The organism is Stenotrophomonas sp. YJH_SMC_106-19, assembly GCF_059368375.1.
In genome coordinates this window covers 463,031-487,394 of the sequence record NZ_JCAFRQ010000001.1, presented here as the reverse complement: position 1 = coordinate 487,394, position 24,364 = coordinate 463,031, and the positions used below count along the sequence as shown (strand labels likewise).

The window sequence follows — 24,364 nt, the reverse complement described above, 5'->3', positions numbered from 1 at the left end:
GGGGCCCAGGCCCCCAGAGTCCCGCGATTCCATGTCCCAGCTGAACCCCAAAGTCGGCTTCGTCAGCCTTGGCTGCCCGAAGGCCCTTGTCGATTCCGAGCGCATCCTGACCCAACTGCGGTCGGAGGGATACGACATCGTCCCGTCCTATGACTCGGCCGACGTGGTGGTGGTCAACACCTGCGGCTTCATCGACTCGGCGGTGACGGAGTCGCTGGACGCCATCGGCGAGGCGATGAACCAGAACGGCAAGGTCATCGTCACCGGCTGCCTGGGCAAGCGCCCCGAGCAGATCCGTGAGGCGTACCCGAACGTGCTGGCGGTGTCCGGCCCGCAGGACTACCAGAGCGTGATGGAGGCGGTGCATGAGGCGCTACCGCCCCGGCATGATCCGTTCGTGGACCTGGTGCCCGACTACGGCATCAAGCTGACCCCGCGCCACTACGCCTATCTGAAGATTTCCGAAGGCTGCAACCACGCGTGCAGTTTCTGCATCATTCCGTCGATGCGCGGCAAGCTGGTCTCGCGCCCGGTCGATGAAGTGCTGCGCGAAGCCGAGCGCCTGGTCCGGGGCGGTGTGCGTGAGCTGCTGGTGGTATCGCAGGACACCTCCGCTTACGGCGTGGACGTGAAGTACGCCGAGAAGATGTGGCGCGACAAGGCCTACCAGACCCGCCTGAAGGCGCTGTGCGAGGGCCTGTCCGAGCTGGATGCGTGGGTGCGCATGCACTACGTGTACCCGTACCCGCACGTGGATGACGTGGTGCCGCTGATGGCCGAGAACCGCATCCTGCCGTACCTGGACATTCCGTTCCAGCACGCCAGCCCGCGTATCCTGCGACTGATGAAGCGCCCCGGTGCGGTGGAGAAGACGCTGGAGCGCGTGCAGAACTGGCGTCGCATCGCGCCGGACATCACCGTGCGTTCGACCTTCATCGTCGGTTTCCCGGGCGAGACCGAAGCGGAGTTCGAGGAGCTGCTGTCGTTCCTCGATGAGGCGCAGCTGGACCGCGTGGGTGCGTTCGCGTATTCGCCGGTCGAGGGTGCTACCGCCAACGCTCTTCCGGACCCTGTCCCGGAAGAGGTGAAGCAGGAGCGCCTGGCGCGCTTCATGGAAAAGCAGGCACAGATCTCGGCCGCACGTCTGGAGGCCAAGATCGGCACGGTGCAGCAGTGCCTGGTCGATGCCATCGAAGGTGACATCGCCGTGGCCCGTTCCAGGGCCGATGCACCGGAAATCGATGGACTGGTGCATATCCAGAATGCCGACCAGGTGCCGCTGCGCGTAGGCGAATTCATCAACGTGGAAATCACCGAGAGCGACGAACACGATCTGTATGGCGACGCGCTGCCGCCGACCACGCGCCCGGCCTTCGACCTGAAGGTGCTCTGATCATGGCCGAGGGTGCTGCCGGCCACGCTGGCAGCCCTCGGCGATTCGTGCCGCCGCCGCGCGCGGCGGTGGACCCGGCGGTGTTCGATCATCCGCTGTTTGCCCGGGTGCGTGCCTTCCGCGATCTTCTGTCCGGCGACCGCTGGCCGACCGTTGCCGAGCTGGATACGCGGCTGGCGTTGCGCGGGCGGCGACTGGTCGAGCAGGATGCGGCGTTGCTGGCCGATGGCCTGCACTACGAAGTGCGCATCGCGCAGGGGCGTATCGCCACCCGTGCGGCGAGCTGGCACGATCTGTTCAATGCACTGGTGTGGGCGTGTCACCCGCAGCTGAAGCACGCGCTCAACAGGCGGCAATGCCTGCACGTCGCCACGATGCCAACGGGTCAACGTAATCGCGCGCAGGCGGCGCTGACCCAGTTCGACGAGAACGGCGTGATCGTGTGCGTCCAGGACGATGCGCTGATCGCTGCGTGGGACGCCCACGACTGGCCGATGCTGTTCGCGCCGCCGCACTGGCAGGCCGGTCGCATCACCATCGCCGCGGTGTTCGGCCATGCACTGATGGAACAGGCGTTGCTGCCGGGGCGCCTGCTGGTCGGCAAGTGCGTGGTGGTGCGCGGCGATGATGAGGGTGCCTGCATCGAGACCGTGGCCCGGGCGATCGAGCAGGGCGCGACGGTGACCGATCCGCTGCAGCTGCGCCCGCTGCCACTGGCCGGAATCCCCGGCTGGCACCCGCAGCAGGACGCCGCCTTCCATGGCAACGCCGACTACTTCCGCCCGCTGCGGCAGGGCCGCCTGTACCCGCCGCCGCTCTTGCCCCGGTAGCGCCGGGCCATGCCCGGCGCTGGATTGACAGCAACGCCGGGAGGGCTCGGTGTTACGAAGACGGGTACTCGACGCTGATCACCGCGAAGGTGAACCGGCCGCCCGGCAGTTCCACCGAGAATTCATCGTCCAGGCGCTTCTTCAGCACGGCCCGCGCCAGCGGCGAGTCGATGCTGATCCAGCCCAGGCCGGCGTCGGTTTCATCCGGCCCAACGATGCGGTAACGGCTGGTCTCACCACTGTCGATGTTCTCCAGTTCGATCCATGCACCGAAGAACACCGCTTGTGGATCGGTCGGCGTGGTATCGACCACACGCAGCGATTCGAGCCGCTTGGTCAGGTAGCGCACGCGGCGGTCGATTTCACCCAACTGCTTCTTGCGGTAGGTGTACTCGGCGTTCTCCGAGCGGTCGCCCTCGGCGGCGGCGGCGGCCAGCGCCTTCACCACCTCGGGCCGGCGTACCCGCCACAGGTCGTCCAGCTCGGCTTTCAGCCGGGCGTGGCCGGCGGCGGTGATCAGGGCGGTGCTTTTCTCTGCGGGCGGACGCCAACGGGACATGTAATACAGCTTCTTCTCAGGAATACGAAAGGGCCTCAGCGCTTGCCGCCGAAGATGCCGCCCAGGATGCCGCGCACGATCTGGTTGCCCAGCTTGGTCCCGACCGTGCGCGTGGTCTGCTTGGCCATGGTTTCAATCATGCCCTGGCGACGCTTGGTGCCGAAGATCGCATCCTTGATCGCCTGGCCGAATCCACCTTCCTGTGCCTCGTCCTGCTCGCGGCTGCGCGCGGCCGGGGTCTGGGCCTGCTCCACGCTCTTCTGCGCCCGCTGGGCCAGCAGCTCGGCGGCCGATTCACGGTTGACCGCCGTGTCGTAGCGGCTGCCGACCGGGCTGCCGGCACGCACCTGCGCGCGCTCGGCCTCGGTGACCGGCCCCATCCGGCAGCGGGGCGGCGCGATCATCGTCTGCTGGACCGGCATCGGCACGCCCTTGTCCTGCAACGTGGAAACCAGTGCTTCACCGGTGCCGAGCTGGCTCAGCACCTTGGCGACATCCAGCTTCGGGTTCGGCACGAAGGTTTCGGCAGCGGTCCTGACCGCCTTCTGGTCGCGCGGCGTGAAGGCCCGCAGCGCGTGCTGCACGCGGTTGCCGAGCTGGCCCAGGATGTTGGAGGGCACGTCGTCGGGGAACTGCGAGCAGAAGTACACGCCCACGCCCTTGGAGCGGATCAGCCGCACCACCTGCTCGATGCGCTGCACCAGCGAGGATGGCGCATCGTCGAACAGCAGGTGGGCCTCGTCGAAGATGAACACCAGCTTGGGCTTGTCGAGGTCGCCCACTTCCGGCAGCTGTTCGAACAGTTCCGACAGCAGCCAGAGCAGGAAGGTCGAGTACAGCTTAGGCTTGAGCACCAGCTGGTCGGCGGCGAGGATGCCGATCACACCGCGGCCGTCGTGATTGACCCGCATGATGTCGGCCAGTTCCAGTGCCGGCTCGCCGAAGAAATTCTCACCGCCGTCCTGCGCCAGCCGCAGCACGGCACGCTGGATCGCTGCGATCGACTGCGCGCTGACCAGTCCGTACTCGGTGGAAATGTCCTTGCGCTCTTCGGCGACCAGGCCGAGCAGGGCCCGCAGATCATCCATGTCCAGCAACAGCAGGCCGCGGTCGTCGGCCAGCTTGAACACGATGTCCAGCACGCCGGCCTGGGTGTCATTCAATTCGAGGATGCGCGCGAGCAGGGTCGGCCCCATCTCGCTGACGGTGGTGCGCACCGGGTGGCCGAGTTTTCCGTACAGGTCCCAGAAGATGGCCGGGCTGCCTGCTGGCGCATAGTCGGCCACGCCGATGTCCGCAGCGCGCTTCAGCAGCGCTTCGCTACCCGTGCCGGGCACGGCCAGGCCGGACACATCGCCCTTCACATCGGCGAGGAACACCGGAACCCCGAGCCGCGAGAATCCTTCTGCCAGGGTCATCAGGGTCACGGTCTTGCCGGTGCCGGTGGCGCCCGCCACCAGCCCGTGGCGGTTGCCGAGTTTCGGCAGCAGGGTAACGGCCACATCGTCGGTGATGCCTTTGCCGAGCAGAATCGGATCCATGGTCCAGCCCTTGTGGTGAATGCGCCCAATGTTAACCGGCAGCGATGACGGCCCGAAGGTCGGCTTGCCCCGACCTTGGCGGCGCCGCTACTCTGCCTGCCTGTTTCGCACACAGTGCCAAAAATGCCCGTTCCTGTCCTGATTTCCCGCACCTGGCCGTTGCTGGCCCTGGCTGGCCTGGTTTCCCTGGCCCCCGATGCCCACGCCCAGCGGGTTTCCGCCCGGGACAAAGTGAAGGTAGATGCCCTGCAGCAGCGCATGACGGCTGCCGAGAAGCGTTACAGCGATGCGCTGCTGCTGGTGGCCAACGCCGACCCCAAGGGCAGCAACGAGGCCGACGCGGCGCTGGAGGACATGGAGGATGTCATCAGTGAGTGCGTGAAGCAGAAGGGTTGCCAGATGAGCAACATGCTGGCCACCTACAAGCGCCTGCTCAAGCGCGATGCCGATGCGGCCGCGGAAGACGAGGGCGGTGAACTGCCCGCCGAGCGGCTGGAAGCCGACCCCGACCATATCGGTCCGTTGACCGCCGACGTGCCGGAAGCCGCACGCGCAGCGGCACTGCTCAACGACAAGCGGCACGCCTTCGACAACATGGTCGAGTACAACCCGGCCGTCCAGGCCGGCATCCGCCGCTGGCTGACCGACATGCGTCCGGCGCTGCTGACCAGCTACGAGAACTACCAGAACCTGCGTGCCGTGATGTGGCCGGAGTGGGAGAAGCGCGGCCTGCCCGAAGCGCTCCTGTTCGGCATCATGGCCAAGGAATCCAATGGGCGCGTACATGCGTCCTCGCGCGCTGGCGCCGCCGGCCTGATGCAGTTCATGCCGGCCACCGGGCGGCGTTTCGGCCTCGGTCCGGACGGCACCGGTTTCGATACCCGCTTTGATGCCCACAGCGCTGCTGAAGCCAGTGCGACCTATCTCAACGAGCGCATGCGCGAGCTCAACAACAACATCGAGTTGTCGCTGGCCGGGTACAACGGGGGTGAAGGGCGCGCCCTGCGCGTGGCGCGCGAGAATCCGGGGCAGAGCTTCTGGGTCGACCGTGTCTACAACCAGTTCCCCGGTGAAACCAAGGATTACGTGCCGATGGTGATTGCTGCGGCGTGGATCTTCCTGCACCCCCAGCAGTACGGCGTGGAGTTCCCGAAGATCAGCGCGCAGCCGGCCACCCTGCGTCTGGCGCGCTCGACCACCATCTACGAGCTGACGATCTGCCTGGGCAGCCACGGCACCCGTGATGGCTACATGCGTGCGCTGCGCAACCTCAATCCGCGTTATGAGGCTGATGGCTGGATTCCGGCCGGCACCCTGATCAACGCAACCACCCGCATCGCGAGCCTGTATCAGCGCAACTGCGTGAGCGGACCGCGTGCCGACCTGGCGCGCACCCTGATCACGGCCGACCTCAATGCCGCCATCGTGCGGCCAAGCGCTGCCAGCTACACCGGCAGCGTGGCGGTGGGCGGCGTGGTGCCGGTGGCCGATGCAGCCAGTTCGACCAGCGTACCGACCGCACCGGTGGCGGCAGTGTCCGCGCCTCGGCCGGCACCGGCCGCGCGACCGAAGCCGGCACGCAGCTACAAGGTCGGCCGCGGCGAGACGCTGGGCCGCATCGCGGCCAAGTTCCAGTGCGACGTTCCGACGCTGGCACGCGCCAACGGTCTGAAGGCACCGGCCTACAGCCTGCGCCACGGCCAGGTGCTGAAGCTGCAGGGCTGCGAAAAGTAATCTCCACGACCTCTGGAACTGCCATGGACCTTGAAGCAACCCGCAACCTGTTCGCCAATCTGCGCGAAAACACCGACTGGGACATCAGCGGCCCGCTGCTGTGGGGCTATTTCTTCGTGCATTCCACTGCCGAGCCGCTGCAGGCACTGGCCGCGCATCTGCAGGCGCAGGGCTACACCCTGGTGGAGGTGTTCGAGCAGGAGCCGGACGAGGGGGACGCGCCGTTCCACGTGCTGCATGTGGAGCGCGTGGAGGTCCACGACGAAGCGTCGCTGGATCGCCGCAACCAGGAGCTGGCAGCGCTGGCAGCGCAGATGGGTGTGGAAGACTACGACGGCATGGACGTCGGCCCGGCCCCCACCCTGCAGTAGGGGCCTGTGCGTAGTGCCGGGCGCGTGCCCGGCGCTGCGCAGCAACCCGGTGGCGGGATTGTCAGCGCAGCGTGGCCAGGGCCTGGCCGAGCTGCACCGGTGACTCCGCCGCCAGGTGTGGAGCGAACTCCGCCACGCCCGGCGGCAGCAGCACGACCACGGTCGAGCCATAGTTGAAGCGTGCCATCTCCGCGAAGCGCTCCAGGCGGATGCCCTGGCCGCGATAGTCCTTGCGGGTGATGCGGTCACCGTACTGAGGGATCTCCTCGCCGCTCCACACTGTCTCCACGCCGGAGACCAGCAGCGCGCCGACCATCACGCTCACCATCGGGCCGAAGCTGGTATCGAAATGGCAGACCAGGCGCTCGTTGCGTGCGAACAGGCGTGGCACGCCTGCCACGGCGGCCGGACCCACGCTGAAAAGGCGGCCTGGCACATGCACGGTCTCGCGCAGGGTGCCGGTCCAGGGCATGTGCACACGGTGGTAGTCGCGCGGGGACAGGTAGACGGTCGCGTACAGGCCGTCGTTGAACGGCTTGGCGTCCTCGGCGCTGCCCAGCAGCTCGGCGGCGGTGAACGACTGGCCCTTGGCCTGGAAGATGCGGCCGGCCTCGATGTTGCCGAGCTGGCTGACACGGCCGTCGGCCGGCATCACCAGGGTGCGCGGATCGGCATCGGCCACGCGTGCGCCCGGTTTCAGCGCACGGGTGAAGAACTGGTTGAAGGTGGCGTAACTGCGCGGGTCGGGGTTGGCGGCTTCGTCCAGATTGACGTTGAACCTGCGGCTGACGGTGTCGATCAGCCAGCGCGACACGCGCGGGTTGTCCGAGTACGCCAGCGAGCGCGCCATCGAGGACAACAGGCGATGGGGCAGGGCGTATGTCAGGGCGGTGGTGAGGCTCATGGGGCGGTTTTCTCGGTCAGCTTCTGCAGGTCGCGGGCGATCGCCGGCGCGTTGAACGGGGGCCGCACCAGGCCGGCGAGCCGGCCCTGCGGATCGAGCACGGCCAGGCTGGCCGAGTGCTCGACGGTGTAATCCTCGGGATTCTCGTCGAAATGCTTGCCCGGCACCTTCTGGAACACGAAGCCCAGTGCGGTGGCGAAGCGTTCCAGCGAAGGGACGTCGGCGGTGGCCGCCAGGGTGTCCTTGTGGAAGCCGTGCGCGTACTCGCCAAGGCGGGTGGCGCTGTCGCGCTCGGGGTCGACGGAGACGAACAGCACCCGCGGACGCAGCCCGTCGGGCAGTGCTTCCCACTGCTGCTGCGCACCGGCCAGTTCGGCCAGGGTGGTCGGGCACACGTCGGGGCAGAAGGTGAACCCCAGGAACACCAGGGTCCAATGGCCCTTCAACTCGCCCGGAATGAGTCGCGTGCCATCGGACTGGGCCAGGTTGAAGTCGGGCAGCTCGCGCGGCTGCGGGTACAGGGTGATCGCTTCGGTGGCCGGCTGGCCGGCCGGGGGCTTCGGAGCAAAGACCTGCTGCGCGGCGAGCAGGCCCAGGCCCGCCGCCAGGGCGATCAGCAGGATGATGCCGACGTTGCGATTGAACATGGGAGCCCCCGCGCGAAGTGGTCCCCATCATACCGGCTGCGGCCTGATCGTTTCCGTCGCAACGGATGCCGGCGCAGGCGCCAGCCCCTATAATCGGGGGCCACTTTGCCCGCAGTACCGCCATGACCGCTGAAACGGCCGCCGAACTCCACACGATCATCGACCTGATCCGCTACGGCACCAGCCGTTTCAACGCCGCCGGGCTGACCTTCGGGCACAGCTACGACAACGCCCTGGACGAGGCGACCCAACTGGTGCTGCACAGCCTGCACCTGCCGCATGACCTGGGCCCGGCGTATGGCCAGGCGCGGTTGCTGCAGGAGGAAAAGGTGCGGGTGCTGGAGCTGTTCCAGCGCCGCATCGACGAACGTATCCCGGCCGCCTACCTGACTGGCGAGGCGTGGTTCGCCGGCCTGAGCTTCAAGAGCGACGCGCGCGCCCTGGTGCCGCGTTCGCCGATCGCCGAGCTGATCGAGTGTGGTTTCGAACCATGGCTGGCCGGCCGCGACGTCAGCCGCGCGCTGGATCTGTGCACGGGTTCGGGCTGCATCGCCATCGCCATGGGCCACTATTACCCGAACTGGGAGGTGGACGGAGTGGACCTGAGCGACGACGCACTGTCGCTGGCCGAAGAGAACAAGGAGCGCCTGCAGGCGCACAACGTCACGCTGATCAAGTCCGACCTGTTCAGTGGCCTGACCGGCCGCCATTACGACCTGATCGTCACCAACCCGCCGTACGTCACCAACGACGAGACCGATGCCCTGCCGCAGGAATATTCCTACGAGCCGGAAATGGGCCTGCGTGCCGGCGATGACGGCCTGGACCTGGTGCTGAAGATCCTGCGCGATGCGCCGCTGCACCTGAGCGAGGACGGCCTGCTGATCTGCGAAGTGGGCGAGTCCGAGCAGCACCTGGTCAAGCTGCTGCCGGAAGTGGACTTCGCCTGGATCGAGTTCAAGGTCGGGCAGATGGGCATTTTCGCGGTCGAATGCCGCGAGCTGATCGCCCACAGCGCCCGCATCACCGAACTGGCGGCGCAACGGCCGTGAGCTCCAATTCGTTCGGCAAGCTGTTCACCGTCACCACGTTCGGCGAGTCGCACGGGCCGGCCATCGGCTGCGTGATCGATGGCTGTCCGCCCGGGCTGGCGCTGGACGCGGCCGAATTTGCCCACGATCTGCAGCGCCGTGCCACCGGCAAGAGCCGGCACACGTCGGCGCGGCGCGAGGCCGATGAGGTCGAGATCCTGTCCGGCGTGTACGAGGGCCTGACCACCGGCACGCCGATCGCGCTGCTGATCCGCAACACCGATCAGCGCAGCAAGGACTACGCGAACATCGGCCAGCAGTTCCGGCCGGGCCATGCCGACTACAGCTACTGGCACAAGTACGGCATCCGCGATCCGCGGGGCGGTGGCCGTTCCTCGGCGCGCGAGACCACCATGCGCGTGGCCGCGGGCGTGGTCGCCAAGAAGTGGCTGTCCGAGCGCTTCGGCGTCACCGTGCGCGGGTATCTGTCGCAGCTGGGCGGGATCACTCCTGCAGGTTTCGACTGGTCGGCGGTGGAAGACAATCCGTTCTTCTGGCCGCACGCCGCGCAGGTGCCGGAGCTGGAGGCGTACATGGATGCGCTGCGCAAGTCCGGCGATTCGGTCGGCGCGCGCGTGGACGTGGTTGCCGACAACGTGCCCCCGGGCTGGGGCGAGCCGATCTACGGCAAGCTCGATGGCGAGCTTGCGGCGGCGCTGATGAGCATCAACGCGGTCAAGGGCGTGGAGATCGGCGACGGGTTCGCCAGCGCGGCCCAGAAGGGCACCGAACACCGTGACCTGCTGACCCCGCAGGGTTTCGCCAGCAATCACGCGGGCGGCATCCTGGGCGGCATTTCCACCGGCCAGCCGGTGGTTGCGTCGATGGTGTTGAAGCCGACCTCCAGCCTGCGCCTGCCGGGCCCATCGCTGGACACCGCCGGCAACGTGGTCGAAGTGGTCACCACTGGCCGCCATGATCCCTGCGTCGGCATCCGCGCCACGCCGATCGCCGAAGCGATGGTGGCGCTGGTGCTGATGGACCAGGCATTGCGTCACCGCGCGCAATGCGGCGATGTCGGCACCATCACGCCCCGCATTCCCGGGCAGGTCGATGGCTGAAACGCGGCCGACGGTGTGGGTGAGCCAGCCGCTGATCGAGGCGGTCATCGCGCCGCTGCGTGATCGCGTGCAGCTGCGCACCACCGACGCCGTCACCGTGTGGTCGCCTGAGCAGATCGCCGCACAACTGGCCAGCGCCGATGGCGCGATCATCACCCTCAACGAGCGTATCGGCGCGGCCGAGCTGGCCAATGCCTCGCGGCTGCAGGTCGTTGCCAACGTCGGCGTGGGCTACAACAACCTGGATGTGACCGCGCTCAGCGCGGCGGGCATCCTGGCCAGCAATACCCCCGACGTGCTTACCGAGACCACCGCCGATCTGGGCTTCGCACTGCTGATGGCCGCCGCGCGCCGGATCACCGAATCCGAACGCTGGCTGCGTGAAGGGCACTGGCAGCAATGGTCGTTCCAGACCATGCTCGGTGCAGACATCCACGGCAGCACCCTGGGCATTCTCGGCATGGGGCGGATCGGCCAGGGCATCGCCCGTCGCGGAGCGCATGGTTTTGGCATGAAGGTGCTGTACCACAACCGCTCGCGACTGCCAGCAGATGCCGAAGCAGCAGTCGGTGCCGCTTATGTCGATCTGGATACGCTGCTGGCGCAGTCCGACCATCTGGTGCTCGTGCTGCCTTACACCCCGGCCTCGCACCACCTGATCGACGCCGCTGCGCTGGCGAAGATGAAACCGACGGCCACGCTGGTGAACATCGCGCGCGGAGGCCTGGTCGACGAAACAGCGCTGGCCGATGCACTGGCCCATGGGCGCCTGGCCGCTGCCGGGCTGGACGTCTACGAAGGCGAGCCGGCCGTACGCCCGGAACTGCTGGCGCTGCGCAACGTCGTGCTGACCCCGCACATCGGCAGCGCTTCGCTGGCCACGCGTACGGCGATGGTGCAGCGGGCCGTGGACAACCTGCTGGCCGCGCTCGGCCTGGCCGGCGGGCCGGCGCACATGCCGAGCGCGATCAATGCCGACGCGGCGCTGGCCGCACGTGCCGCCCTGGGCAAAAAAAACGGGAAACGATAGGGAGCCTCCGCGCGTTCCGTCCGAGGAGGTTCCCCGAACCCAGCTGTCGTGCGTGAATTTTTCCCATCCGTTTTCTTGAGAGTTCCCCCATGAGCAATGCACAACGCCGCTTCCATGTCGCCATCGTCGGTGCCACCGGCGCCGTCGGCGAGACCATGCTGGCCATCCTGGCCGAGCGCGGTTTCCCGGTCGGAACCCTGAGCCTGCTTGCCTCCGAGCGTTCGGCCGGTGGTGAGGTCGAGTTCAACGGCGAGAAGGTCAGGATCCAGGACCTGGCGAGCTTCGATCCGAAGGGTGTGGAGATCGCCCTGTTCTCCGCAGGTGGCAGCGTCTCCAAGGAGTACGCACCGAAGTTCGCCGCCGCCGGTGCGGTGGTGATCGACAACTCCTCGGCCTTCCGTTACGACGATGACGTCCCGCTGGTGGTATCGGAGGTCAATCCGGACCAGATCGGCAATCGTCCGCGCGGCATCATCGCCAACCCCAACTGCTCGACCATGCAGATGCTGGTCGCGCTGGCGCCGCTGCATCGTCGCTATGGCATCGAGCGCATCAACGTCTCCACCTATCAGTCGGTGTCCGGCGGTGGACGCTCCGCACTTGAGGAGCTGGGCAAGCAGACCGGCCAGCTGCTGAGTTTCCAGGAGATCGATCCGCAGCGTTTCCCGGTGCAGATCGCCTTCAACCTGATCCCGCACATCGACGACTTCCAGGACAACGGCTTCACCAAGGAAGAAATGAAGCTGGTGTGGGAAACCCGCAAGATCCTGGGCGACGACAGCATCCTGGTGAACCCGACCGCGGTGCGCGTGCCGGTGTTCTACGGCCATTCCGAGTCGGTGGCGATCGAGACCCGCGACAAGGTCACCGTGGCCGAGGCCCGTGCGCTGCTTGAACAGTCGCCCGGCATCGAGGTGGTCGACCGCCATGAAGCCGGCGGCTATCCGACGCCGGTCACCCACGCATCGGGCACCGATGCGGTGTACGTCGGCCGCATCCGCGAGGATCTGTCGCATCCGCGTGGCCTCAATCTGTGGATCGTGTCGGACAACGTGCGCAAGGGCGCAGCCCTGAACGCGGTGCAGCTGGCAGAGCTGGTCGCTGCCGAGCAGCGTTGATCGACAGCCCGGGCGCCCTGGGCTGCTCTGTGCGTGCGGACCCCGGTCCGCACGCTTTATAGTGTCGCCCATGAATAAACGGGCCAAGGGCGCATCGCGCCCGCTCACCTATCTGTCTGCCGCACTGCTGGCTCTGGCCAGCAGTCCGGTGTTCGCGCTGGGGCTGGGCGACATCCGCGTCCTGTCCAGACCCGGTCAGCCGCTGCTGGCGGAGATTCCGGTGGTGTCCGCCGATCCTTCGGAGCTGGAGAATCTGCGCGTGGCGCTGGCATCGCCAGCCACGTTCGAACGTGTCGGCCTGCAACAGCCGACCGGCCTGGTGGGCGAGCTCCAGTTCGAGCTGACCCGCAATGCGCAGGGGCGGGCCGTGGTGCGGGTCACCTCGCAGATGCCGGTGGAGACTCCGTCGCTGAGCTTCCTGGTCGAGGCCGACTGGGGGCAGGGACGGTTGGTGCGCGAGTATTCGGCCCTGATCGATGCGCCCTCCAGCGCGCTGGCCGTGGCGGAACCGGAAATCGTCGCACCGGCGGGCACGCTCTCCAATACCATCGCCCGCGATCCGCCCGCCGAGGCGGCGGTACCGGCGCCTGCACAGGGCGGGACGCCGGCCAGTGCGACCACGGCGGCTGCACCGGTGCGTCCGCGCGCTGCCGCTGCACCGTCGTTGCCGCCGGCTGCCGATGGCAGCATTACCGTGCAGCGCGGGCAGACCTTGTCGCAGATCGCCAGCGCGGTCGCCCGCGGCAACCAGGTCAGCCGCGACCGGGCGATGATTGCGCTGCTGCGTGCCAATCCCGAGGCCTTCATCCGGGGCAACATCAACCTGCTCAAACAGGGTGCGGTACTGCGCATGCCCGGCAGTGACGCGCTGGCGGCGGTGGATGCGGCCGAAGCCGGTGCCCTGGTCCGCGAACACGCCGCGCAGTGGCGGCAGGCGCGTACCGTGCCGCAGCCGGCAGGCGTTCCTGCACCTGCGGTCGCTGCGCGGGCCACTTCTCCGGCCGCCGCGGCCGGGGCACGACTTGAGATCGCCCCGGCGCTGGCGTCCGACGCCGCGCACGCGGGCACAACCACCGGCACCGGAGCCGGCAGCGAGGGTGACATGCTGGGCAACGAACAACTTCGCCAGGCGCGCGAGGACATCGCCACCCGCGATGCCGAGATCGGCGAGCTGAAACAGCGTGTGGCCGAACTGGAGACGCTGAAGGCACAACAGCAGTCGCTGATCGCGATGAAGGACAACGACCTGGCGGCGGCCCAGCAACGGCTGGCACAGGCGCCGGGCGCGCGTGACGCCGGAACGCCGTGGTACTGGCTGGGACTGCCGGTGCTGCTGGTGCTGGCAGGCGCCGCATGGTTGCTGCGCCGTCGCAAGCCATCGCCGCTGCCGCCGCTGCGCGAGGAGGACGATGCCGCAGCTCTGGCGGCGGCCGTGCCGGCCGGTGCGGCGCTCGATACGCTGGCCGAGCAGTCTGCGTGGTCTACCGCCGATGCCGACAGCGGGCGCCAGGAGCCGGCGATGCCGGCCTGGGCGACGATCGCCGACGCCCGATCCGAAGACGGATCGGGCGGCACGGACGGGCAGCCGTCGGGCGATGGCAAGGACGAGGCACCGTTGCCGGAACCCGTGACCGACCTGCCGCGCTGGGACGAACCGGTGGACGAGAGGGGTGTTGGCCGGCCGACGGCCCAGGAAGCCGATTCCGGGGTTTCGGTCCCGGACTACGCGCTGCATGCCGAGCAGCAGCCGCAGTTCCGCGGCGTGTTCGACCTGCCCGCCGATCTGCAGGACAACGACGCCCCGTCGGTGGAGGATGCCGGCGACACCTGGTCGCCCCGCGCTGGGCAGGAACGCCTGGAGCTGGCGATCGCCTACCTGGATCTGGGCGACGCACAGACCGCGCGTACCCTGCTGCTGGAGGTTGCCGAAGGGGGCGACCCGGACTGCCAGGCGCAGGCGCGCGAGCTGCTGGCCCGGCTGCCGTGACCGATACCTTCGACAAGGACCCTGCCATGACCCGCGAGCGTCGCATCGACTATGTTGAGTTCGCGTCCCGCGACCCGGCCGCCAGCCGTGCCTTCTTCGAGAAGGTGTTCGGCTGGTCGTTCGTCGATTACGGCAGCGACTACACCGCCTTCGACGATGGTCGCCTGCAGGGGGGCTTCTTCCGCGGCCAGCCGCAACGCGCTACTGAAGGTGCCCCGCTGCTGGTGCTGTACGCCGATCAGCTGGCCCCCGCCGAAATGGCCGTGCGCCAGGCGGGTGGTGAGGTGGTGCGGCCGGTGTTCTCCTTCCCGGGCGGCAGCCGCTTCCAGTTCGTCGAACCCGGTGGCAATGAACTGGCGGTCTGGTCGGAACGCGATCCGGCCTGAGCGTCGTCCACTCCGCAACATCGAGGTAGCACATGCGTTATGCGCTTGGCGTCGAGTACGACGGCAGCGATTTCAGAGGCTGGCAGAACCTGGGAGAGGGCGGTCCCAGCGTCCAGGCCAGTCTTGAGCAGGCCCTGTCTTCGGTGGCCGACGCGCCGCTGCAGGTGGTCTGCGCTGGCCGAACCGACGCCGGCGTGCACGGCCAGTGCCAGGTCGTGCATTTCGATACCGACATAGTGCGCGACCCGCGCGCCTGGATGCTGGGTACCACCACCCGCCTGCCGCGCTCGATCGCGGTGCGCTGGTGCGTACCGGTGGCGGAGGATTTCCATGCGCGGTTCTCAGCGCGGGCGCGCCGCTACCGTTACCGGCTGCTCAATCGCGAAGTACGGCCGGCGCTGGACCGGCAGACGCTGAGCTGGGAGCGTCGCGCACTGGACGCGACGCTGATGCACACGGCCGGGCAGGCGCTGCTGGGTGAGAACGACTTCAGCGCGTTCCGCTCGGTCCAGTGCCAGGCCCTGCATGCGCGGCGCGAGCTGCAGTCACTGCAGGTCAGCCGCCACGGCGAGGTGATCGAGGTGGCGGTACAGGGCAATGCATTCCTTCATCACATGGTTCGCAATATCGTCGGTTCGCTGATCCTGGTCGGCAGCGGCGAGAAACCGGTGGAGTGGATCGCCGAGCTGCTGGCCGGAAGGGATCGCACCGTAGCCGGTCCCACTGCACCGCCGCAGGGCCTGGTGTTTCTTGGACCGCTGTACCCCGACAACTGGCATCTGCCCGCCGAGGTCACGCTATGAGCCGCTCTTACTACCGTACACGCATCAAGTTCTGTGGAATGACCCGTGCCGGCGACGTGCGCCTGGCCGGCGAGCTCGGCGTGGATGCGGTGGGTTTCATCTTCGCCCGCGAGAGCAGCCGCCGGGTTGCGCCCGCCGAAGCGCGCGCGATGCGCCAGGCGATCGCGCCGATGGTTGACGTGGTGGCGCTGTTCCGCAACAACAGCAAGGAAGAGGTGCGCGAAGTGCTGCGCACCGTGCGGCCCACCCTGCTGCAGTTCCATGGCGAGGAGGACGAGAGCTTCTGCCGCAGCTTCAACATGCCTTACCTGAAGGCGGTCGCGATGGGGGGACGTGAGGAAGTCAACGCGCGTACCCTGCAACTGCGCTATCCGAGCGCGGCCGGCTTCCTGTTCGACAGCCATGCACCGGGGGGCGGTGGCGGTACCGGTGTTGCATTCGACTGGACCCGCATTCCGACCGGGTTGCATCGGCCATTCCTGCTGGCCGGCGGTCTGACCCCGGACAATGTGTACGACGCGGTGCTGGCGACCCTGCCGTGGGGCGTCGACGTCTCCAGCGGCATTGAACTGGAGCCGGGCATCAAGGACGGCTACAGGATGCGCACCTTCGTCGAGGAAGTGCGCCGCGCCGACTGCACCGTGCTGGAGTAGGACCGGGAGGCTGCGGCGTCACGTTACCTCAGCTGGGCCGCGACCCAGTCCGCCAGGGCGTCGACGCGTGCGTCGGCCTGGCCCTCCGGCCGCGCCAGGACCCAGAAGCCGCCCGTGGCGGCGAAACCCCATGGGGCCAGCAGCCGGCCTGCCGCGAGTTCCTCAGCGACCAGCGGCTCCGGCGCGATCGCTGGACCCAGCCCGGCCACCGCCGCTTCCAGCAGGTAGTAAAGGTGTTCGAAACCCGTGCCCAGCCGCAGCCGGGCGGGGTCGAGATCGTGCGCCTGCGCCCACGTCGGCCACGCCTGTGGCCGTGAGCTGGTGTGCAGCAGCGTCTCCTGCAGCAGTGCCGAGGGCGGCACATGGCGCAGGCGCTGCGCCGCCGGATGTGACGGTGCCACCACCACGCCCACCCGCTCGGGCGCCAGCTCGCGCACCTGCCAGCCCCGTGGCCACGGCCCCTGCGCCAGCAGCAGGACCGCATCCAGTGCCGCCTGCGCCTCGGTGAAGCTGCCGTCCAGTGCCGACCACTGCAGGCGCACACCGGGCAGTGCGGCCTGCAGGGCGGGGAGGCGCGGAATCATCCAGCGCGCCAGCACGCTGCCGCTGCAGCCCAGTACCAGCGCTGGCGACGCCGCGGGCCGCCGCAGCTCGCGCACGCAGTCTTCGATGCCGGCGAAGGCTTCGCTGCAGGCCGCCTGCAACAGTGTTCCCGATGCGGTCAGGCGCAGGCCACGCCCGGCGCGCTGGAACAGGGCCAGGCCCAGATGATCCTCCAGCAGCTTCAGCTGCCGGCTGACTGCACCGTGGGTGACATGCAGGTCCTGCGCGGCGCGGCCCACACCGCCCAGACGGGCGGTGGCCTCGAACGCGCGCAGCGCATTGAGTGGCGGCAGCAGGGATCGGCTCATGTGAGATTTCCTGACGATATGTGCCAGATAATATCCATTTTCCGGTCATGACCCGTGCGCTAGAGTATCCACCTGTCTGAATCACCGGTCCCTGCCATGTCTGCCTCCCCCATTGCCGACTACCACGCCTTCCCGGATGCCCAGGGCCACTTCGGCCGCTATGGCGGCAGCTTTGTCGCCGAAACCCTGGTCGGTCCGCTGCAGGAGCTGGCCCAGGCCTATGACCAGGCCCGCCAGGACCCCGCGTTCCAGGCGGCCTACGACCGCGATCTGGCTCATTACGTGGGCCGGCCGAGCCCGATCTATCATGCCCAGCGCCTGAGCGACCACGTCGGCGGCGCACAGATCCTGCTCAAGCGCGAGGACCTGAACCACACCGGCGCGCACAAGATCAACAACACCATCGGCCAGGCGCTGCTGGCGGCACGGATGGGCAAGACGCGCATCATCGCCGAGACCGGCGCCGGCCAGCATGGCGTCGCCAGCGCCACCGTTGCCGCACGCCTGGGCCTGGAGTGCGTGGTGTACATGGGCGCCACCGACATCGAGCGGCAGAAGATCAACGTCTACCGGATGAAGCTGCTCGGCGCGACGGTGGTGCCGGTCACCTCCGGTTCGGCGACCCTGAAGGATGCGCTCAATGAAGCGATGCGCGACTGGGTGACCAACGTGCAGGACACCTTCTACATCATCGGCACCGTGGCGGGCCCGGACCCGTATCCGCGCATGGTGCGCGATTTCAATGCCATCGTCGGCCGCGAAGCGCGCGAACAGATGCTGGCTGAGTATGGCCGGCTGCCGGATGCGATCACGGCGTGCGTGGGTGGCGGCAGCAACGCGATCGGCCTGTTCCATGCCTTCCTCAACGACCGCCAGGTCGAGATCGTCGGCGCCGAAGCGGCCGGTGACGGTATCAACACAGGCCGCCATGCCGCCTCGATCGCAGCAGGGCGTCCAGGCGTGCTGCATGGCAACCGCACCTACGTGCTGTGCGACGACGACGGCCAGATCATCGAGACCCACTCGGTGTCGGCCGGCCTGGACTATCCGGGGGTCGGCCCGGAGCACGCGTTCCTGGCCGACAGCGGGCGCGCGCGCTATCTCGGCATCACCGACGAAGAAGCGCTGCAGGCGTTCCATCTGCTGGCACACACCGAGGGCATCCTGCCGGCGCTGGAGTCCAGCCACGCGCTGGCGCAGGCGATCAAGCTGGCGCGCGAGCGTCCGCGCGACCAGATCGTGCTGTGCAATCTGTCCGGGCGTGGCGACAAGGACGTGCATACCATCGCCGCGCGCGAAGGGCTGGTGCTGTGAGGCCCATGCTGCGCCATGGCGGCGCGCTGGTACTGGCGGTGGGGCTGGGCGGCTGCACGCCGCCCGATCCGCCGGTGCTGGCGCCCGCGGCGACGTCTCCGGCGGCCATCGCCCCGGCCCGCCAGGTGGCCAGCAACGACGACGATGCCGCCCATCACCCGATCGAGGATGCACCGTTGCCTGCAGCAGGGGAGGTCACGGATGACGGGGCCGCGCCGACGGTGGCTTCGGTCGCGCTGGACCATGCCGGCGAGGTGCTGATCGGCCAGCCTTTCAGCGAACTGCAGGCCGAGGCGCAGTGGCACTCGGCTGGCCTCGCCGAGGCGACGGCCGGGCGCTGCGACTATTACGAGCGCGGCACGCTGCCCGAGGGCGTGGCGATGCTGGTGCAGGACGGCAACGTGGTGCGTTTCGACCTGGCTCCGATCGACGATTCGGGACTGGTGGTGACCCAGCCCGGGCCGTTCGGACTGCGCCTGGACATGCCGCGTGCGCAGGTTCTGCAGCAGATGCCGCAGGGCGTCATCGCAGCTGCCCTGGGCGTTGATGCCGACGCCGGAGAATCCCTGCTCTGGCAGGACCCCGGTTCCGATCTGGCGATCCGCGTGGAGATCGTGGATGGCACCGTATCCAGAATGCATTGGGGCGCCAGCGGCGCCGTTGACCTGATCGAAGGATGTATCTGACATGCCCGTATCCCGACTCGACGCCTGTTTCCAGCGCCTGCGCGAACAGCAGCGCAAGGCACTGATTCCCTTCGTCACCGCTGGCGATCCTCTGCTGGAAGCAACCGTGCCGGTCATGCATGCACTGGTTGAGGCGGGCGCCGATGTGATCGAACTGGGGGTGCCGTTCTCCGATCCGATGGCCGACGGCCCGACCATCCAGCGCAGTTCCGAACGTGCGCTGGCGCGCGGTGCAGGCAGCCGTTACGTCCTGCAGGCGGTAGCGCAGTTCCGCCAGCGCGATGCGCAGACGCCGGTGGTGCTGATGGGCTATCTCAATCCTGTGGAGATCCATGGCTACGCGGCATTCGCCAAGGCCGCGGTGAGCGCCGGCGTGGATGGCGTGCTGCTGGTCGACCTGCCGCCGGAGGAAGCCGGCGAGGCCCAGCAGGCCTTTGATGCGGAAGGCCTGGCCCTGGTCCTGCTTGCCTCCCCGACCACCAGCCCGGCACGCGCGGACAAGCTGCTCGCGCTGGCGCGGGGCTACCTGTACTACGTCAGTTTTGCCGGTGTCACCGGTGCGTCCGACCGCCTCGACAGCGAGGCCGCCAGCGTACGCCTGCAGGCGCTGCGTGAACGGGCCACGGTCCCGGTGGTGGCCGGCTTCGGCATCCGCGATGCCGCCAGTGCGGCGGCCATGGCGCGCGAGGCAGACGGTGTGGTGGTGGGCAGCGCCCTGGTCGCGGCACTGGCCGAAGCGACCTCGGCCGAAGAGGCGGCCCAGCGGGCGCACGCATTCCTGGCGCCCCTGCGCCAGGCCCTGGACGCCTGACGGCAGCGCCCGGCCATGCCCGGCGGTGCGCGCTACGGCGTATCCGCCGGGCGTGGCCCGGCGCTGCCTGCGCTAAACGTACGTCCCAGCATGGTTTTTCCGCCGCCGCCCACAGGCCGGCAAGGGGTGCACGGGCGGGGAAAGCGGAGCTAGACTGTCCGCCTTTGCGGCCCCCGGGCCGCCCTGAACGGAAGTGTCCTCCCGCATGAGTTGGCTCAGCAAGTTGATGCCGTCCGGCATCCGCACCGACAACACCCCCAGCAAGAAGCGCAGCGTCCCCGAGGGCCTGTGGGAAAAGTGCAGCAACTGCGGCAGCGCGCTGTACCGGCCGGAACTGGAAGAGAACCTGGAGGTCTGCCCGAAGTGCGGTCACCACATGGCGATCCGCGCGCGCGCGCGCCTGGCCGCGCTGTTCGATGCGGACAGCACCACCGAGATCGGCGCGCGCCTGGGGCCGACCGACCTGCTGAAGTTCAAGGACCAGAAGAAGTACAGCGAGCGCATCAAGATCGCGCAGAAGAACACCGGCGAGTACGACGCGCTGATCGCCATGCGCGGCCTGCTCAAGGGCCGTCCGCTGGTCGCATCCTCGTTCGATTTCGCCTTCATGGGCGGTTCGATGGGTTCGGTGGTCGGCGAGCGCTTCTCGCTGGCGGCCGAGGCTGCCGTGGAGATCGGCGCGCCTTACGTCTGCTTCTCCGCCAGTGGCGGCGCGCGCATGCAGGAAGGCCTGTTCTCGCTGATGCAGATGGCCAAGACCTCGGCTGCGCTGGGCAAGCTGCGTGAAGCCGGCCTGCCGTACATCTCGGTGCTGACCCATCCCACCACCGGTGGCGTATCGGCCTCGTTCGCGATGCTGGGTGACATCAACATCGCCGAGCCGCAGGCGCTGATCGGATTCGCCGGGCCGCGCGTGATCGAACAGACCGTGCGCGAGAAACTGCCGGAAGGTTTCCAGCGTTCGGAATTCCTGCTGGAGCATGGTGCCATCGACCAGATCTGCGACCGCCGCGAAATGCGTGACCGCCTGTCCGACCTGCTGGCGATGCTGGGCCGCCAGCCGGCGCCGGAGGTGGCTTGATGGGAGGCCGCAAGTACTTCGGTACTGATGGCATCCGCGGACGTGTCGGTGAGGGAGCGATCTCGGCCGACTTCGTGCTGCGCCTTGGCAATGCGCTGGGCCGCGTGCTGGTGGCCCGGCACGGCCAGGACGGGCGCCGCCCGATCGTGGTGATCGGCAAGGACACCCGCATTTCCGGCTACATGTTCGAGGCGGCGCTGGAGGCGGGCCTGGTCGCCGCCGGCACCGATGTGCAGCTGCTGGGCCCGATGCCCACCCCGGCGGTGGCGTTCCTGACCCGCACCTTGGGCGTTGATGCAGGCATCGTCATCAGTGCTTCGCACAATCCGCATTACGACAACGGCATCAAGTTCTTCTCCGCACAGGGCGAGAAACTGGACGACGCCACCGAACTGGCGCTGGAAGCCGCACTGGACGTGCCGTTCACCACGGCCGAATCGGAGCGGCTGGGCAAGGCGTCGCGCGCGCGCGAGGCGGTAGGCCGCTACATCGAGTTCTGCAAGGCCAGCGTGCCGCGTGCGTTCGATCTGCGTGGCGTACGTCTGGTGCTGGACTGCGCGCATGGTGCCACCTACCAGATCGCCCCGCTGCTGTTCCGCGAGCTGGGTGCCGAGGTCATCGGCATCGGTGCCGAGCCGAACGGGGTGAACATCAATGCCGGCGTCGGTTCGACCCATATCGACAACCTCGCCGCCAAGGTCCGCGAGACCCGTGCCGATCTCGGCATCGCCTTCGACGGTGACGGCGATCGCGTGCTGATGGCTGACGACCAGGGCAATCCGGTCGACGGCGATGATCTGCTGTACATCCTGGCACGCACCTGGCAGGCGGAAGGTCGCCTGCGTGGGCCGGTGGTCGGCACGCTGATGAGCAACTATGGACTGGAGAAGGCGCTGGCCGACCTGCAGATTCCGTTCCAGCGCAGCAACGTGGGCGACCGCTACGTGCACCAGGCACTGATCGAAGGTGACGGCGTGCTCGGTGGCGAAGCGTCGGGCCATCTGCTGTGCCTGGACCGGGCCACGACCGGTGACGGCATCGTCAGTGCGCTGCAGGTGCTGCTTGCGCTGCGCAGCAGCGGACAGACGCTGCGGCAGGCGTTGCAGCCGCTGGTGAAGGTCCCGCAGAAGACGGTGAACGTGCGCTTGGGCAATGTCTCGGCCAAGACCACCGTGCAGGCCGAAAGCGTGCAGTCGGCACTGCTGGAGGCGCAGCAGGCCGTGGCCGGCCGTGGGCGCGCATTCCTGCGCCCGTCCGGCACCGAGCCGGTGGTGCGGGTGACGGTCGAGGCCGATGACGCAACACTGATGCAGGACACGCTGGATCGCCTGTCGGCCGCAGTGAAGGCCGCCGCCGCGGCCTGAGCCCGCAGGTGGTTCCGCAACGGACAACGCCCCGGACGACCGGGGCGTTGTCTGTTCAGAGGGCCGCTGCTGGGCCGAGGCGGACTCAGGGGCCCGGCACCATCTTCTTCTGGCGGGCCTTGAAGCCGTTGAACAGCGGCGCGATCAACGGGTTGTAGCTCTGCGCGATGCGCTTGCGCAACCAGCTGGCCGGCCGGTTGCGGATCGCGAAGCGGTAGATGCGTTCGGGATCGCCGCCGATCACGTTGCGGCCGAACGGGTGGGTGGTATGCAGGTAACGGAACCCCTGCTCGCGCGCGACTTCGACATGGTCATCGTCGAAGTCACCGTACGGCCAGCACAATGTGTCCGAAACTGCGCCCAGCTTGTCCTGCAGGACCTGGCGCGAGAGTGCCAGGTCGTTGCTGATGCCGGCCCGGCGCTGCGCGCGGTCCAGGTCTTCGCGGCGCAACCAGCGTGTATGGGTGTGGGTATGGCAATGCACCTCGAAGGTGCCCGCGTCGATCGCCGCGCGCGCTTCGCTCCAGCGCATCATCACATCGTCGCTGCGCCCCTGCTCGTAGATGGCGGCCTCGCAGCCGCGATGGTCCGGCGTTGCCGGCAGTACCGCGCCGGGCAGGCCTGCATGCGGCCGCACCGGGCCTTCGCCCATCCATCCGGTGACCACGAACACCACCGCGTGCATGCCGTACTTCTGCAGGATCGGATGCGCGTAGACCCAGTTGTCCAGGTAGCCATCGTCGAAGGTGATGACGATCGACCGGCGCGGCACCGGCCTGCCGGCCAGGAACCCGGCGTACTGCTCCAGTGTCAGTGAGGTCCAGCCACTGTTGGCCAGCCAGGCAATCTGGCTTTCGAAATTCTCCGGCGACACCGTGATCATGCCGGGCGACGGACTGACGTGATGGTGCATCAGCACCGGTACGGTTCGGGCATCAGCCATGTCCCAGCTCCTTCAGCCACTGGCGGTAGTAGTGTTCGGTGGTCTCGCCGTGGCCGGTGGGCGTGAAGCGGTGCGCAGCGCGCATCCATTCCCAGCCGGCACGGCCCATCTGCCGGCGCCGTTCCGGATCGTCCACCAGCAGGCGCAGAGCGCCCGTCAGGGCAGCATTGTCGCCCAGCCGGGTGAGGATCGCATTGCTGCCGTCCACGACCATCTCCGGCACGCCACCAACCCGCGTCGCCACGATCGGCACGCCGACGTACGCCGCTTCCAGGAACACGGTGCCGGCGGCTTCCTTGTGCGAGGCGAGGGCGAAGATATCGAAGCCGGCCATCAGCCGGCAGGCGCCGTCGCGGTAGCCGAGCAGGTGGACCTGCGACTGCAGGCCGTGCTCGGCGCACATCGCCTGCAGGCGCTCCATCACTGGCTGCCCGTCGCCGATCACCACCAGGTGCAGGTTCGGATTGGCCTTGCACAGCGGCACCATTGCCTGCAGCAGGTCGGCATGGCCCTTGGGCTCGCGCAGCACCGCCACGCAGCCGACCACGATGTCCTGTTCGCCGAAGCCGAGCTCGGCACGGACTTCGGCACGCACGTCCTGCAGGCACTGCCACGGATCTTCCTTGCGGATATCGGTCCAGCGCGGTGGAACCGCGATCGGCGGCACGATGCCGATGCGCTCAGCGGGAATGCCACGGTCGGCCAGCAGCTGCTTGACGAAGCTGCTGACGGTCAGCACCCGGTGCGGCAGGCCGGTATAGGTCAGCAGCGAGTTGACCGGACTCATCAGGTGGCGCGAGCGCACCACCAGCGGCGCACCGCCGAGGCGGGCGCCGGCGGCGGCAATCAAGGCGTCGCGACGGCTGGTGGTGTTCACCACGTCATAGCGTTCGCGGCGCACCAGGCGGGAAACCGACCAGATGCCGCGTAGCAGGCGCGCCAGCCCTCCCATGCGCAGCGTATGCACGGTGAAGCCGTCATCGCGCGCCAGCTGCGCCAGCCGTGCCTCGGGCTGGCACAGCAGCGAGACGTCGTGGCCGCGCGCGCGCATGGCCTGCATGTGGCGGAAGATGTAGATCTCCTGCCCGCCCATTCCCTTGGCGGCTTCGGTGTGCAGGATGCGCAGCGAACGTTTCATGCGGACTC

General features: G+C 68.1%; 24 protein-coding genes. 17 read left to right on the top strand and 7 right to left on the bottom strand.

Annotated elements, in window-relative coordinates; genetic code table 11:
* Positions 1-31 precede the first annotated feature (31 nt).
* Positions 32-1,393, top strand: a complete 1,362-nt coding sequence (rimO, locus tag AC5P5M_RS02240; protein WP_053516842.1) for a 30S ribosomal protein S12 methylthiotransferase RimO — start codon at positions 32-34, stop codon at positions 1,391-1,393.
* On the top strand, positions 1,390-2,223 hold the full coding sequence (locus AC5P5M_RS02235; protein ID WP_495205717.1) for a DUF3025 domain-containing protein: 834 nt from the start codon (positions 1,390-1,392) through the stop codon (positions 2,221-2,223). Before rimO ends, AC5P5M_RS02235 begins: the two co-directional genes overlap by 4 nt.
* A gap of 52 nt (positions 2,224-2,275) precedes the next feature.
* Here AC5P5M_RS02235 and greB read toward each other — a convergent pair whose 3' ends face one another.
* Positions 2,276-2,782 carry a transcription elongation factor GreB gene (gene greB / locus AC5P5M_RS02230; RefSeq protein ID WP_053516845.1) on the bottom strand — a complete coding sequence of 169 codons (507 nt, stop codon included), beginning with the start codon at positions 2,780-2,782 and terminating at the stop codon, positions 2,276-2,278.
* Positions 2,783-2,817: 35 nt separating this feature from the next.
* Positions 2,818-4,323: a helicase HerA-like domain-containing protein gene (locus AC5P5M_RS02225; protein WP_053516846.1), complete on the bottom strand. Its 1,506-nt coding sequence runs from the start codon at positions 4,321-4,323 to the stop codon at positions 2,818-2,820.
* A gap of 123 nt (positions 4,324-4,446) precedes the next feature.
* On the opposite strand from AC5P5M_RS02225, the gene AC5P5M_RS02220 reads away from it, so the two are divergent.
* Positions 4,447-6,057 (top strand): transglycosylase SLT domain-containing protein, encoded by a 1,611-nt coding sequence (locus tag AC5P5M_RS02220; RefSeq protein ID WP_495205522.1) that lies wholly within the window; start codon positions 4,447-4,449, stop codon positions 6,055-6,057.
* A 23-nt stretch (positions 6,058-6,080) separates the two neighbouring features.
* Positions 6,081-6,428, top strand: a complete 348-nt coding sequence (locus tag AC5P5M_RS02215; protein WP_053516848.1) for a ribonuclease E inhibitor RraB — start codon at positions 6,081-6,083, stop codon at positions 6,426-6,428.
* 61 nt (positions 6,429-6,489) lie between these two features.
* On the opposite strand, the gene asd is transcribed toward AC5P5M_RS02215, so the two are convergent.
* Together asd and AC5P5M_RS02205 are read right to left on the bottom strand one after the other, a co-directional pair.
* Positions 6,490-7,332: an archaetidylserine decarboxylase gene (asd, locus tag AC5P5M_RS02210; RefSeq protein ID WP_053516850.1), complete on the bottom strand. Its 843-nt coding sequence runs from the start codon at positions 7,330-7,332 to the stop codon at positions 6,490-6,492.
* A complete protein-coding gene (locus AC5P5M_RS02205) occupies positions 7,329-7,979 on the bottom strand; it encodes an SCO family protein (protein WP_065174897.1) in 651 nt (216 codons plus the stop codon). The genes asd and AC5P5M_RS02205 overlap by 4 nt, the downstream gene beginning before the upstream one ends.
* 122 nt (positions 7,980-8,101) lie before the next feature.
* Between AC5P5M_RS02205 and prmB the strand changes: the two genes are divergently transcribed.
* From prmB to AC5P5M_RS02165, 8 genes are all read left to right on the top strand, one after another.
* Positions 8,102-9,031, top strand: a complete 930-nt coding sequence (gene prmB, locus AC5P5M_RS02200; protein ID WP_053516852.1) for a 50S ribosomal protein L3 N(5)-glutamine methyltransferase — start codon at positions 8,102-8,104, stop codon at positions 9,029-9,031.
* On the top strand, positions 9,028-10,131 hold the full coding sequence (gene aroC / locus AC5P5M_RS02195; RefSeq protein WP_279942568.1) for a chorismate synthase: 1,104 nt from the start codon (positions 9,028-9,030) through the stop codon (positions 10,129-10,131). Before prmB ends, aroC begins: the two co-directional genes overlap by 4 nt.
* A complete protein-coding gene (locus AC5P5M_RS02190) occupies positions 10,124-11,161 on the top strand; it encodes a 2-hydroxyacid dehydrogenase (RefSeq protein WP_279942567.1) in 1,038 nt (345 codons plus the stop codon). Before aroC ends, AC5P5M_RS02190 begins: the two co-directional genes overlap by 8 nt.
* An 89-nt stretch (positions 11,162-11,250) precedes the next feature.
* Positions 11,251-12,279 carry an aspartate-semialdehyde dehydrogenase gene (locus tag AC5P5M_RS02185; protein ID WP_053516858.1) on the top strand — a complete coding sequence of 343 codons (1,029 nt, stop codon included), beginning with the start codon at positions 11,251-11,253 and terminating at the stop codon, positions 12,277-12,279.
* A gap of 70 nt (positions 12,280-12,349) precedes the next feature.
* Complete coding sequence (locus AC5P5M_RS02180; protein ID WP_481504835.1) at positions 12,350-14,266, top strand: motility hub landmark protein FimV; 1,917 nt, start codon at positions 12,350-12,352, stop codon at positions 14,264-14,266.
* Between the two features lie 26 nt (positions 14,267-14,292).
* The gene (locus AC5P5M_RS02175; RefSeq protein WP_074900255.1) at positions 14,293-14,652 is read left to right on the top strand and encodes a VOC family protein; all 360 of its coding nucleotides are present in this window, start codon (positions 14,293-14,295) and stop codon (positions 14,650-14,652) included.
* Between the two features lie 32 nt (positions 14,653-14,684).
* Positions 14,685-15,455: a tRNA pseudouridine(38-40) synthase TruA gene (gene truA, locus AC5P5M_RS02170; RefSeq protein ID WP_481504834.1), complete on the top strand. Its 771-nt coding sequence runs from the start codon at positions 14,685-14,687 to the stop codon at positions 15,453-15,455.
* Entirely contained in the window at positions 15,452-16,108 is a 657-nt protein-coding gene (locus tag AC5P5M_RS02165) for a phosphoribosylanthranilate isomerase (protein ID WP_053520071.1), read from the top strand. The genes truA and AC5P5M_RS02165 overlap by 4 nt, the downstream gene beginning before the upstream one ends.
* 23 nt (positions 16,109-16,131) lie before the next feature.
* Here AC5P5M_RS02165 and AC5P5M_RS02160 read toward each other — a convergent pair whose 3' ends face one another.
* A complete protein-coding gene (locus AC5P5M_RS02160; protein ID WP_495205521.1) occupies positions 16,132-17,019 on the bottom strand; it encodes a LysR family transcriptional regulator in 888 nt (295 codons plus the stop codon).
* A gap of 96 nt (positions 17,020-17,115) precedes the next feature.
* Here AC5P5M_RS02160 and trpB point away from each other — a divergent pair, with 96 nt between their 5' ends.
* The 5 genes from trpB to glmM all read left to right on the top strand — a co-directional run bounded on the left by trpB (position 17,116) and on the right by glmM (position 22,275).
* Entirely contained in the window at positions 17,116-18,333 is a 1,218-nt protein-coding gene (gene trpB / locus AC5P5M_RS02155; protein WP_053520073.1) for a tryptophan synthase subunit beta, read from the top strand.
* Complete coding sequence (locus AC5P5M_RS02150) at positions 18,330-19,019, top strand: hypothetical protein (RefSeq protein ID WP_346479891.1); 690 nt, start codon at positions 18,330-18,332, stop codon at positions 19,017-19,019. Before trpB ends, AC5P5M_RS02150 begins: the two co-directional genes overlap by 4 nt.
* A 1-nt stretch (position 19,020) precedes the next feature.
* Positions 19,021-19,830: a tryptophan synthase subunit alpha gene (gene trpA, locus AC5P5M_RS02145; protein ID WP_065174902.1), complete on the top strand. Its 810-nt coding sequence runs from the start codon at positions 19,021-19,023 to the stop codon at positions 19,828-19,830.
* Positions 19,831-20,035: 205 nt separating this feature from the next.
* Positions 20,036-20,911, top strand: a complete 876-nt coding sequence (gene accD / locus AC5P5M_RS02140) for an acetyl-CoA carboxylase, carboxyltransferase subunit beta (protein ID WP_053520076.1) — start codon at positions 20,036-20,038, stop codon at positions 20,909-20,911.
* Positions 20,911-22,275, top strand: coding sequence for a phosphoglucosamine mutase (glmM, locus tag AC5P5M_RS02135; RefSeq protein WP_053520077.1), 1,365 nt, complete (start codon positions 20,911-20,913; stop codon positions 22,273-22,275). Before accD ends, glmM begins: the two co-directional genes overlap by 1 nt.
* An 85-nt stretch (positions 22,276-22,360) precedes the next feature.
* Here the strand turns inward: glmM and AC5P5M_RS02130 are convergent, their stop codons facing one another.
* Together AC5P5M_RS02130 and AC5P5M_RS02125 are read right to left on the bottom strand one after the other, a co-directional pair.
* On the bottom strand, positions 22,361-23,218 hold the full coding sequence (locus AC5P5M_RS02130) for a polysaccharide deacetylase family protein (RefSeq protein WP_053520078.1): 858 nt from the start codon (positions 23,216-23,218) through the stop codon (positions 22,361-22,363).
* Complete coding sequence (locus tag AC5P5M_RS02125; RefSeq protein WP_053520079.1) at positions 23,211-24,356, bottom strand: glycosyltransferase family 4 protein; 1,146 nt, start codon at positions 24,354-24,356, stop codon at positions 23,211-23,213. The genes AC5P5M_RS02130 and AC5P5M_RS02125 overlap by 8 nt, the downstream gene beginning before the upstream one ends.
* Between the last annotated feature and the right edge of the window lie 8 nt (positions 24,357-24,364).